This is a genomic window from Bacillus cereus, from assembly GCF_002564555.1.
In the GTDB taxonomy this organism is placed as follows: Bacteria; Bacillota; Bacilli; order Bacillales; family Bacillaceae_G; genus Bacillus_A; species Bacillus_A cereus_K.
Genome location: NZ_NUVD01000095.1, coordinates 132,753 through 143,623 on the forward strand (window position 1 = coordinate 132,753; position 10,871 = coordinate 143,623).

Genomic DNA, 10,871 nt, shown 5'->3' on the forward strand with positions numbered 1-10,871 from the left:
CTTTTCACCGTTATTTTAATTTTGCAACCCGTTTCTCCATCTCTTTTTGAGTCATCGGCCCAATAAACTTATCTTGAATGACACCTTTCGTATCTATAAAATACGAAGTTGGGATGGTAATTACTTTATACGCTGTTGTCACATCAATGTTCTTGTCCAACAAAATAGGAAAAGTAATTCCTTTTTCCTTCGCAAAATTGCTTACCTTTTCTTCTCCCCCACCTTTTTCTGAAGGAGTATAATTGATTGCTAAAATTTCTACGTTTTCTTTATGTTCTTTATAGAAAGCCTCCATATCAGGCATTTCTTGCTGGCAAGGTCCACACCACGTTGCCCAAAAGTTTAAAATTACTTTCTTCCCTTTTAAATCCGATAACTTTACATTCGTTCCATCTAACTTAGTTAATTCAAAATCTGGTGCATTCTTTCCTATTTCTATACCGTTCCGTGCGATCATCTCTTTCATAGCAGCTTCACTTTTTTCTTGCTTCCCTTGTACCGCCTGATCTTTTTTACCAAACTGTTCATAAGCCGCATATCCCGCTAAACAAAGTAACACTACAATAATCGTAAGCTTCCGCCACATTTTATATCACCCTAACGTGTTTATCTTTTTTAACATATCCATCAACATACTATATACCTTATTTTAGCTTATACGGACAAGCTTGGAAATATTCACAGTCAAAATAATTAGAATATTCTTATTTAGATAGAAAAAATTCCCTTTTCATCATATAATTAGAAAAAAAGTATACAAGGGGATACATATTTTCTAATTGAGCCATTCACTTTTTTACCTTTATTTTTCATTACTATCTCTAGTTTTGATATACCCTAGCTTTACAAAGCTTAGATGCTTGGATTATTTACTGTGTTTTCTTTACTCTCTTATATAACAGTAGTGTTAAAACCTTCAAAAAGGGGGATTTTTTATGAATTCATTTGAAAAAATACTTTTATACATTCTTAGTTTTCTTTTATACCCAATTGGTATTATTACTTGGATCATTTCACTCTTTAGTAAAGAACCTGAGAAAAAGAAAGTAGGACGAATTTGTCTCTACGTCTCTCTAGTCTCATTTGTCCTTTTCGTAATCCTTGGTATTGTAACTTTTTATATGACTACTACATTTAACGTTGATCTTAACCATTCAGATTCTATCGAGTATCAAATTAATGATGATGAATAAAGATAAGAGCAGTGCTCTTATCTTTATTCACATCTCTTAAAAAACGAATGACTATTTATTAATTTTTCAGGACTTCCACATGCAACAATACTTCCTTCTCTCATGATGACAACACGATCTGCTAGTATCGCTTTCTCTACATCATGTGTTGCCACAATTCTCGTTACTTCTCCTTCTAGTCCTTCTATCATATTCCAAACAACTTCTTGATTGCTCGGATCTAATCCCGCAGTTGGTTCATCTAAAATAATAAAGTTCGGATTTGAACCAATTGCTCGCAATAATGCAAGACGTTTTCTTTCTCCTCCCGAAAACTCTTCACCGCTTTTATGTAGTACAGTTTTAATCCCTTCAGGTAACCCACTAATAATCGGCGTTACGTTTACAAGTTCAGCAGTTTTTTCTAATTGTTTTTCTAAACCCTCTTCCCCGAAATACATATTCTCTTTTACTGTCGTCCGAAAAAAACGAGGTTCTTGCCACACTGTAGTCATACGAGCCTCATTTCCGTAATAAACGATGCTACCTTTAGATGGTTTATACAAACCTGTCATTAATTTTAAAAGCGTTGTTTTTCCTGCACCACTTTCTCCCACAATAATAACGAGTTCACCAGGATGAATTTGCAAATCAATATTATTAATTCTGCATTTCTCTTCATCACTCTCCTGAAATGAAACATTTGTTATCGTCATCCCCATCGATCTTTCTCGATTACTATCTGCCACTCGTTTATCTAGAAAAGAAAAAACTCTATTTGCTGAAGCGACTGCAACTTGTGTCATCATTAATAAATCGCCCACGTAACGGACTGGAAAAAAGAGCATTTCAATTGTAGCTAACACTGCAACAAGTGAACCAACTTCCATTTCCCCTTTTATTATTTTTTGCGCACCTATAATGAGAACAACGATATATGCTCCTGTTTCAATCACTGTTCCAACTACTCCAATGCAGTGTTGCATCATCGTCTTCTTTACTTCTTTTTTATAAGATTGTGCGGTTACTCCCTTAAATAAGCGAATGGCCCATTTTTCCTTTTGCAAACTACGTAAATCTTGTGCTCCTTTTACAAACTGTGACACCATCTCTACAACACTTGATTGATTTTTTTGAGCAATGCTTGCAATATTTCTTACCTTTTCCCCCATTAACATCGGAACCGTTGCACTTAAAAATAAAAACGGGGTTACCCACAATATGAACTGTATATTTATATGTTGTAGTGCTATGAACGCACCGATAAATTGCGCAATAGCGTGTATATATTCTATTAATATAGAACCATATAACCTAATCCAATTCGGAATATCAGACACAACTAATGTCTCTAACTCTCCTTGTTTAATCTTCTCACTCTCTTCAAAGGGTAACGAGAAAAAATGACGCAATACATCTATACGCTTCTCTCGTAATATTCGCTGACTCGCTTTTGAACTTACATAATTAAATGAAAGATTGTTCACCCACATTAACAAACGGCTAACTGCAAACAAAGTAATATAAAGATACGCTCCCTTTAACTCCCGCTGGATCAGGTTATCTACAATTAATCCCATGAAAATCGGACGGGATAAGTTTAAAATAGCTGCGAAGGATCCACTGCATATAGCTGCTATTACTAACATTTTTTCTTTCTGTAGCGGTAACAATATTTTTTTATATTCTTTCATAACGTTCCCTCCATTTTTTATAGTAAAAAGAAAGGGATGAAACCAAATGGTTTCATCCCTTTCCATAAAATAAGGAAGCTAACAATTGTTAGCTTCCTTATCGTTTATTTCAATTATTTAGTTCGACACTTTAGACTCTTCGATTTTCTCACGAAGAACCATTTGCAGAATACCACCGTGACGGTAGTAGTCAATTTCAACTTCACTATCGAAACGAGCTACTACTTCAAATTGTTTTTCATTGCCATCTGCATCGATTGCAACTACTTTTACAAGATCGCGTGGTCTAACTGTTTTGTCAATTTGAATTTCAAATGACTCGTTACCAACAAGACCTAACGTTTCAGCGCTTTCGCCATCTTTAAATTGAAGTGGTAATACGCCCATTAATACTAAGTTACTGCGGTGAATACGCTCGAAGCTTTCTGCGATTACTGCTTTAATACCTAATAAGTTTGTACCTTTCGCAGCCCAGTCACGAGAACTTCCCATACCGTAATCTTTACCAGCAACAACTAGAAGACCTGTTCCATCTTCTTTATATTTCATAGCAGCATCATAGATAGATGTTACTTCACCAGTTGGCCAATATGTTGTATATCCGCCTTCTGTTCCTGGTGCGATTTGGTTTTTAATACGGATGTTTGCAAATGTACCACGCATCATAACTTCATGGTTACCACGACGAGAACCGTAAGAGTTGAAATCAACTGGTTGTACGCCGTTTTCTAATAAGTAGCGTCCAGCTGGTGTATGCTTACCGATTGAACCTGCTGGTGAAATGTGGTCTGTCGTTACAGAGTCACCAAATTTACCAACTATGCGTAATCCTGATAATGTTTCAACTTCACCTGGCTCTTTAGATAAACCTTCAAAGAATGGTGGGTTTTGAATATACGTTGAGTCATTATCCCAAGTATATAAAGCTTCATTTGAAGTTTGGATTTCATTCCAGCGCTCATTGCTGTTAAATACTTGTGCATATTCTTTCTTGAACAGTTCAGATGTAACAACACTTTGAACTACATCTTCAATTTCTTTAGCTGATGGCCAAATATCGTTGAAGTAAACAGCATTGCCATTTGCATCTTTACCAATTTCATCATTTTTCAGATCAATATCAACAGTACCTGCAAGTGCATATGCCACAACAAGTGGTGGTGATGCTAAATAGTTCGCTTTTACAAGTGGATGAATACGACCTTCAAAGTTACGGTTACCAGATAAAACAGATGTTACTAATAAATCGTTTGCTGCGATTGCTTCTTCTAATTCCTCTGCTAATGGACCAGAGTTACCGATACAAGTCGTACAGCCGTAACCAACTGTTTGGAAACCTAATTGATCTAAATATGTTGTTAAACCTGATTTATCTAGGTATTCAGTAACAACTTTAGATCCTGGTGCTAATGATGTTTTTACATACTCAGGTACTGTAAGTCCTTTTTCAATTGCTTTCTTCGCAACTAGACCTGCCCCAATTAATACATATGGGTTTGATGTATTTGTACAGCTTGTAATTGCAGCGATGGCAATCGCACCTGTGTTCATCGTTACTTCTTTATCTTCTAATGTAACCTTCACTTCTTTATCGAACTCTTGCTCATTAAATCCAAGTCCTTGTGTTCCAACTGGTGCTACAACAGCTTTGTGGAACGCATCTTTCATATCTGAAAGTGGAATTAAATCTTGTGGGCGTTTCGGTCCAGAAAGGTTAGATTCGATTGTATTTAAATCAATTTCAACAAGATCAGTGTAAATTGGATCTTTACTGTCTGCTGTATAGAATAAACCGTTCGCTTTACAGTATTCTTCAACAACGCGAATTTGCTCTTCATCTCTACCTGTTAAACGTAAGTATTCTAAAGAAATATCATCGATTGGGAAGAATCCACAAGTTGCGCCGTATTCTGGTGCCATATTTGAAATTGTTGCACGGTCAGCTAAAGGCATGCTCTTTAGACCATTACCAAAGAACTCAACAAATTTACCAACTACACCTTTTTGACGTAATACTTGTGTTACTTTTAATGCAATGTCAGTTGCTGTAGTACCACTTGGAAGTGTACCCGTTAATTTCACACCGATTACTTCAGGTACTGGGAAGTATGAAGGCTGTCCAAGCATTCCTGCTTCTGCTTCAATACCACCAACGCCCCATCCAAGAACACCGATACCGTTAATCATCGTTGTATGAGAGTCTGTTCCAACTAATGAATCTGGGTATGCAACTAAGTCACCTTCAGCATTTTTCACCGCGTGAACAACCGGTGCTAAATATTCAAGGTTTACTTGGTGTACAATACCTGTAGCTGGTGGAACTGCACGATAGTTATCAAATGATTTTTGTGCCCAGCTTAAAAATTTATAACGTTCTTCATTACGTTTAAACTCTAAGTCCATGTTAAATGCAAGCGCGTCTGCTGTACCCGCTCTATCAACCTGTACAGAGTGATCAATTACAAGGTCTACAGTAATTTCTGGATTAATTTTATCAGGATCTCCGCCCATATCTGCCATTGCTTTACGAAGCGAAGCCAAATCTACAACAGCTGGAACACCAGTGAAATCTTGTAAAATTACACGAGATGGTTTAAATGGAACATCGATATCTTGAACATCTTTCGTTCCCCATTTCGCTAAATTTGTAACATGCTCTTCTGTAATTACACGTCCATCTACTTGACGAAGTACAGATTCAAGTAAAACTTTAACCGAATATGGTAATTGAGATACGTTGCCAACCCCTGCGTTTTCAAGCGCTTTCAATTGATAATAATGATACGTCTTTCCATCTACTTCAAAAGTTGCACGTGATTGAAATGGATTATGTTTGACCATTATGTTTCCCCCCTGTTAAACGTGACTAAGTTGTCTGAATATAAAATGTAGACAAACTTTTCAATACCTTACAATAATATCTTATTACAACTTTCTAAATAAGTAAATAATAAGAAACTTATGGATTATCATAAGTTTTCTTTATCTTTCTAAATTTGAATAGTGTCCATACTCCTTATCAATACTATTACTATAAAGTAAAGTACTCTTTCAGCGCTTTACTTACAGTTCATACGTGTTATGAACTGCTCATATAAGAAACAGGACAGAGGTGAAATAAAATGGGTAAACGAAAAGCAAATCATGTTATTTCAGGAATGAATGCTGCTTCTGCACAAGGACAAGGAACAGGTTACAATGAAGAATTTGCAAACGAACCTTTAACTCCAGCAGAGCGACAAAATAATAAGAAACGTAAAAAGAACCAGTAATAAAAAATCCCAAAAGGTACGCCTGCCTTTTGGGATTTTCTCTAATGTTTATACTGCAATAATTCCGAAACTTTTACAAATCGATAGCCCTGTTTGTGAAGCTCTGGCAAAATTTTCGCTAACGCCGCTACTGTTTGACTACGATCGTTTCCTCCATCATGTAACAATACAATATCTCCACTTTTAGCATTTTTCACTACATGATTTACAATAGATTCAACCCCTGGATTTGCCCAATCACGTGGGTCTTGGTGCCACGACCATAGAACAGTTTGATACCCAGCTTCTTTAGCTGTTTTAAATACAGCGTCATTAATATATCCGCCTGGGGGACGGAATAACAAAGGTTCTTTCACCCATTTTTTAAAATATTTCTTTCCATCTAAAATATCATTTTTTAATTTTTCATCTGATGAATTATTCGCATACAAATGATTCATCGTATGATTACCAATTTCATGCCCATCTTTTAACACTTGCTTTACTAAATTGGGATTACGCTGAACTCGAAATCCAATCATAAAAAAGGTCGCTTCCGCTTTATATTGACGTAATAAATCTAAAACTTGTGGTGTATAAGTTGGATCTGGTCCATCATCAAATGTAATTGCAATAATCTTTTCATTATTAGGTACTTCCCACGTTACATAACCAGTTGGTTCTAGCTCTTTTCTGAGCAACATTTTCGCTTCCACTTTTTCCACTTGAAATATATGTACTGCGCATAGTAAAGAAAAAACTAATAAAAAAATTTTCTGTTTCAACATAGTGTTTGTTAAAGTAATAAGGTTGTCGAACACTCAACAACCTCATTTACTTTTCTATTTGATCTACATTTCGCATAATATTTTGGAGATTATTTTCATATTGCTCAAGTTGTGGACGTTGTGTTTCTGAAGCTACCTCTAGTGCATTTTGAATCTGTTCATATGCTTCCTGAACCTCTTGGCGTAACTCTTTTAAATCATGACCGTAGTTTGGATCATTTTTCACAATGTTGTTAAATGTATTCTCTGCTTGTGTAACCCCTTGCTGTGCCGCTTGAAAAGCTTGTTGTTTATCTTTATGATATGGCATTATATGATCCCCTTTCTGTAATAGTTAGTCCCATTTATCTTTACCCTTTTTTCTAAAAACATTCTCGTATAAAATCGCCAACTTCTCTCATTCTAAAAAGAAAGAGGAGGTGTCACATACAATGGGAAAAAACAATCGTGAATCAAAAGAGAAAAAAGGACAACCTGAACCATTAAGCGGTTCTCATAAAGTAAAAAACCGTAACCATTCACGCCAAAAAAACCATGCACATCATGATATGTAATAAGAAACTATTCACATACTGTGCATATTCAACATAAAATGTTTATATTTCGCCATTTATTCTTCACCTCTATTTGATTCATGCATAACATGATATGAATTGATATTTTACGGAGGGTATCTTACATGGGCAAGAAAAAGAAGGATTGTCTTTTTCATGTTGATGGTTTCGAAGAATGGATGGATCAATTTTGTTCTGATTCCTGTAGTAACTTTAGTTTTCCAAATCAAATTCATATTGACCTTTGTGAAACTGAACAAGAATACATTTTGGAAACAGATGTACCAAATGTGACTGAACAAAATGTACTCATTAAAAAGATGGAGACAGGCCTAAACATATGCATACTTCATAAAAATATTTCTTTACAGCGGACCATTCCTTTACCCGCTAATATTATTTATAAAAAGATGCTAGCCTGCCTAGAGAATGGATTTTTAGCCATTCATATTTCTAAAAATGAAGTTGCTAATAAACATGAAAAAAAAGTTCTTTTTTCAAATTAACGATTACTATAAATACAAACATAAGCCCCAGTCATTTACTGGGGCTTATGTTATTTCGCACGTATTTCTATATTAAAATTTCTATCATATCTTTTTTTCAACAAACTTTTTGCAACTAACAGAACTGGAAACGATATAGTTGAAATGATAGCTAGCGCTGAAAATACGAAATACCCATTTTGGAACCCGTAGTAATCGAGAAGTACTCCCCCAAACCACGGACCAAGCACCCCCCCAATTCCAGAGAATCCCATCGCTCCAAAATAGGTTCCCTTTAGATGTGAAACAGCTATCTCATCAATAAATACATCCGTCATTGAAAACATCAAAACTTCTCCCACTGTAAAAATAAATGTACAAACAGCAGCCCCTAACATAGATTCTATTATCCCAAATCCAAACAATCCCCCGCTCACAAATAAGGTTCCAACCATAATCGATGCTAACGGTGTATACTTTTTACACATTTGAATAACAGGGTATTGAATAGTCACTACAATAATCGCATTTAAAGCTAGCATATATGAGAACAACTTTACTCCATCCTGAAATATATGTGCATTTGCAAAATATTGAGATACTGTAGTTGTAAAATGTGAAAAGCCACAATTACTCAAAATAATACCGACTAAAGCAACTAAAAATACTACATCCTTTCGCAAAATACGAATTGCATTTAACATTGTGACAGGCTTTTCTGTATTTACTTTCTTTTTTTCTAGTGGATATTTCTTAAATTGGAACGCTAAAATAGCTGTATATAGAATGTATACTCCAGCTGCTACTAAAAACGGAATTGTTGATTTTGCGCTTCCAATCTGTAATCCGACAAGCGGGCCAATCGCCACCCCAACATTTATTGCACCGTAACGCAAATTGTATACAAGTAAACGATACTCTGGTTTCGTTAAATCTGATAATAATGCTCTTGACGTCGGTTCAAAAAAAGACCGACATAATCCATTCAAAGCGTTTAATAAAAAGAAACTTAAAACATGATCTGCAAGTGAAAAACCTATAAATACAAACACCCAAACAATCATGGACCATATTATAATCTTCTTTCGACCAAATCGATCCGACAAATTACCCCCAATAAAACTAGCAAACACCCCAACAAGCGCACTTGTTCCAATAATAGCACCCGTCATTCCAGCTGAAACGTCTTTAACAGTTGTTAAATAAATTGCTAAAAAAGGAATGCTCATTGAAGTAGCAAATCTCGCAAATAAAGTCCCTATTATAATTGTCATTCCAAGCGGATGAATATTTTGTAACTTCCCGATACGATAAACTTAACTAAATCTATACAATTCAATCAAATTTACACAAGTTAGTGCTTCATCGTGTTCTCGCAGCCCCAAAGGGACGAGGGGTATAACANNTTTAAACTCCACTGTCCTTCTGGTTGAACTGAATGGTCGTATTTAACTCCGCAACATGAGCAAATCTTGCTTGAAGCGAACCATTTATCAGCTTTTACATACTCAATGCCGTACTTCTCACACTTGTATGATAAACATTGAAAGAAGAAGTGTAATTTTTGAAATGAAAATGCTTTCGATAGTTTTTTGTTTTTTAACAGGTTTGAGATAGATAAGTCTTCCACAACAATCCTCATTGGTTTGGTTTTCACCAATTTAGCTGTTGCTTGATGGATATGGTTATTTCGGATATTCGTAATTTTCCTACATAACCGCAGGTGCTCAGTTTTCGCTTTTTCATATCCGGCAGATTGAATTTTTATACCTTTTTTAAATCTCCTAGACATATCTCTTTGCGCTGACTTTTTCCTTTTCAAAAGTTTTTTAACCTTGGCATCTTTGTTTATATTTCGTTCTTTCGTACCATTAGAAGCTACAAACAGCTCTTTTAAACCAACATCCACACCAATCGACTCATTGGTTAGTTCTTGTGATTCAAAGTCTTCTTGGAATCCTACACTAATCCACCAGTGACGACCGTCAAATGTAACTCTTGGATTTGATGGTTTTTTATTTCTTGGTAGTTGTTGGCTTGTTTTCACTTCTCCAATGGACTGAATATGAACTACTTTCTTTCCTATAATCAGTCTTTCATAATTGGCATAAAATCCTTGGATTAAATCTTTTTTGGATTTATAAGAAGTGTGATAACCATTTTTGTACTTTTTGAACGAATGTTTTCTCGCCGTATCAAAATCTTTTGAAGCCTGTTTGGGCACTTGTGCATTAATGTCTTTTAACCACTCATATCTCTTTCGCTTCTTGATCTTTGTAAATCGTTTCTGTAAAGCTAACTGTGAAACAGATTTTCCAAATAGCTTATAGTATCTATCACTCATTCTTTTACAATAGTTATAAGCGAATCTTGCAGCACCGGCATGGTTTCTAAGCACTTGCTCTTGTTCAGGCGTTGGAATCAGTCTGACTTTCTTCGCCAATATCATCAGAATTTAACTCCTTTAATGAAAGATTTGTTCTTCTGAATAGTAGCGTGTTCCACCAGCATTCTCCTTAGACTACTCGGATGCAAACCTGTTAATTCTGATACTTGACTAACTCGTGAAAATTTCATTATTATTCTCACCTCATTGAACCCAACATAGCACGTACGTTCGATATTTTCAATGAAGTTTGATAGATTTAATAAAATTTATCTTGTTCAACTAAGGGCGCAATTCCTTAGCCAGTTCTCTTATGAACTTCTCATGTTTTCACATGAGCGCAGACTATATGTTTATCTACTTAAAGATAGAGGATTTTTCCACCACCATAGGCTTGTGGTGTACTCTCGTCAGTTATACGAGATAGTCGTTGAACGTTCATCTTATCCATTTTGACTTAGATGATTCGAGGCGGAAGACCCATTGTTCTAGTGTTTAGGATTTAACCTTGCACGATCTGATTGATTTTTTCTGCTTTCGC

Annotated in this window: 11 protein-coding genes; 4 read left to right on the forward strand and 7 right to left on the reverse strand. The window is 35.5% G+C overall.

Features of this window, described 5'->3' with window-relative positions:
- Positions 1-10: 10 nt before the first annotated feature.
- Positions 11-586 carry a redoxin domain-containing protein gene (locus COI75_RS21820; protein ID WP_000269062.1) on the reverse strand — a complete coding sequence of 192 codons (576 nt, stop codon included), beginning with the start codon at positions 584-586 and terminating at the stop codon, positions 11-13.
- Between the two features lie 349 nt (positions 587-935).
- Here COI75_RS21820 and COI75_RS21825 point away from each other — a divergent pair, with 349 nt between their 5' ends.
- Positions 936-1,193 carry a hypothetical protein gene (locus tag COI75_RS21825; protein WP_001083862.1) on the forward strand — a complete coding sequence of 86 codons (258 nt, stop codon included), beginning with the start codon at positions 936-938 and terminating at the stop codon, positions 1,191-1,193.
- Between the two features lie 23 nt (positions 1,194-1,216).
- Here the strand turns inward: COI75_RS21825 and COI75_RS21830 are convergent, their stop codons facing one another.
- A complete protein-coding gene (locus COI75_RS21830) occupies positions 1,217-2,932 on the reverse strand; it encodes an ABC transporter ATP-binding protein (RefSeq protein WP_141530757.1) in 1,716 nt (571 codons plus the stop codon).
- Between the two features lie 51 nt (positions 2,933-2,983).
- The gene (acnA, locus tag COI75_RS21835; RefSeq protein ID WP_000238586.1) at positions 2,984-5,707 is read right to left on the reverse strand and encodes an aconitate hydratase AcnA; all 2,724 of its coding nucleotides are present in this window, start codon (positions 5,705-5,707) and stop codon (positions 2,984-2,986) included.
- A 281-nt stretch (positions 5,708-5,988) separates the two neighbouring features.
- On the opposite strand from acnA, the gene sspO reads away from it, so the two are divergent.
- Positions 5,989-6,138: a small acid-soluble spore protein O gene (sspO, locus tag COI75_RS21840; protein WP_000518061.1), complete on the forward strand. Its 150-nt coding sequence runs from the start codon at positions 5,989-5,991 to the stop codon at positions 6,136-6,138.
- A gap of 41 nt (positions 6,139-6,179) precedes the next feature.
- Here sspO and pdaB read toward each other — a convergent pair whose 3' ends face one another.
- Together pdaB and COI75_RS21850 are read right to left on the reverse strand one after the other, a co-directional pair.
- A complete protein-coding gene (gene pdaB / locus COI75_RS21845) occupies positions 6,180-6,905 on the reverse strand; it encodes a polysaccharide deacetylase family sporulation protein PdaB (RefSeq protein ID WP_141530761.1) in 726 nt (241 codons plus the stop codon).
- 46 nt (positions 6,906-6,951) lie between these two features.
- Positions 6,952-7,215 carry a hypothetical protein gene (locus COI75_RS21850; RefSeq protein ID WP_001146301.1) on the reverse strand — a complete coding sequence of 88 codons (264 nt, stop codon included), beginning with the start codon at positions 7,213-7,215 and terminating at the stop codon, positions 6,952-6,954.
- A 121-nt stretch (positions 7,216-7,336) separates the two neighbouring features.
- Here COI75_RS21850 and COI75_RS21855 point away from each other — a divergent pair, with 121 nt between their 5' ends.
- Together COI75_RS21855 and COI75_RS21860 are read left to right on the forward strand one after the other, a co-directional pair.
- Entirely contained in the window at positions 7,337-7,459 is a 123-nt protein-coding gene (locus tag COI75_RS21855; protein ID WP_000517651.1) for a small acid-soluble spore protein P, read from the forward strand.
- A 125-nt stretch (positions 7,460-7,584) separates the two neighbouring features.
- Positions 7,585-7,965, forward strand: a complete 381-nt coding sequence (locus COI75_RS21860; RefSeq protein WP_000516741.1) for an Hsp20/alpha crystallin family protein — start codon at positions 7,585-7,587, stop codon at positions 7,963-7,965.
- A gap of 50 nt (positions 7,966-8,015) precedes the next feature.
- On the opposite strand, the gene COI75_RS21865 is transcribed toward COI75_RS21860, so the two are convergent.
- Together COI75_RS21865 and COI75_RS21870 are read right to left on the reverse strand one after the other, a co-directional pair.
- Complete coding sequence (locus COI75_RS21865; protein WP_000152528.1) at positions 8,016-9,218, reverse strand: MDR family MFS transporter; 1,203 nt, start codon at positions 9,216-9,218, stop codon at positions 8,016-8,018.
- Positions 9,219-9,298: 80 nt separating this feature from the next.
- Positions 9,299-10,393 carry an RNA-guided endonuclease InsQ/TnpB family protein gene (locus COI75_RS21870; protein WP_098448638.1) on the reverse strand — a complete coding sequence of 365 codons (1,095 nt, stop codon included), beginning with the start codon at positions 10,391-10,393 and terminating at the stop codon, positions 9,299-9,301.
- Positions 10,394-10,871 lie beyond the last annotated feature (478 nt).

Bases quoted from the DNA above. Each gene is read 5' to 3' on its own strand.
- COI75_RS21820 (WP_000269062.1), bottom strand. From the start codon at position 586: ATGTGGCGGAAGCTTACGATTATTGTAGTGTTACTTTGTTTAGCGGGA.
- COI75_RS21825 (WP_001083862.1), top strand. From the start codon at position 936: ATGAATTCATTTGAAAAAATACTTTTATACATTCTTAGTTTTCTTTTA.
- COI75_RS21830 (WP_141530757.1), bottom strand. From the start codon at position 2,932: ATGGAAAGGGATGAAACCATTTGGTTTCATCCCTTTCTTTTTACTATA.
- acnA (WP_000238586.1), bottom strand. From the start codon at position 5,707: ATGGTCAAACATAATCCATTTCAATCACGTGCAACTTTTGAAGTAGAT.
- sspO (WP_000518061.1), top strand. From the start codon at position 5,989: ATGGGTAAACGAAAAGCAAATCATGTTATTTCAGGAATGAATGCTGCT.
- pdaB (WP_141530761.1), bottom strand. From the start codon at position 6,905: ATGTTGAAACAGAAAATTTTTTTATTAGTTTTTTCTTTACTATGCGCA.
- COI75_RS21850 (WP_001146301.1), bottom strand. From the start codon at position 7,215: ATGCCATATCATAAAGATAAACAACAAGCTTTTCAAGCGGCACAGCAA.
- COI75_RS21855 (WP_000517651.1), top strand. From the start codon at position 7,337: ATGGGAAAAAACAATCGTGAATCAAAAGAGAAAAAAGGACAACCTGAA.
- COI75_RS21860 (WP_000516741.1), top strand. From the start codon at position 7,585: ATGGGCAAGAAAAAGAAGGATTGTCTTTTTCATGTTGATGGTTTCGAA.
- COI75_RS21865 (WP_000152528.1), bottom strand. From the start codon at position 9,218: ATGACAATTATAATAGGGACTTTATTTGCGAGATTTGCTACTTCAATG.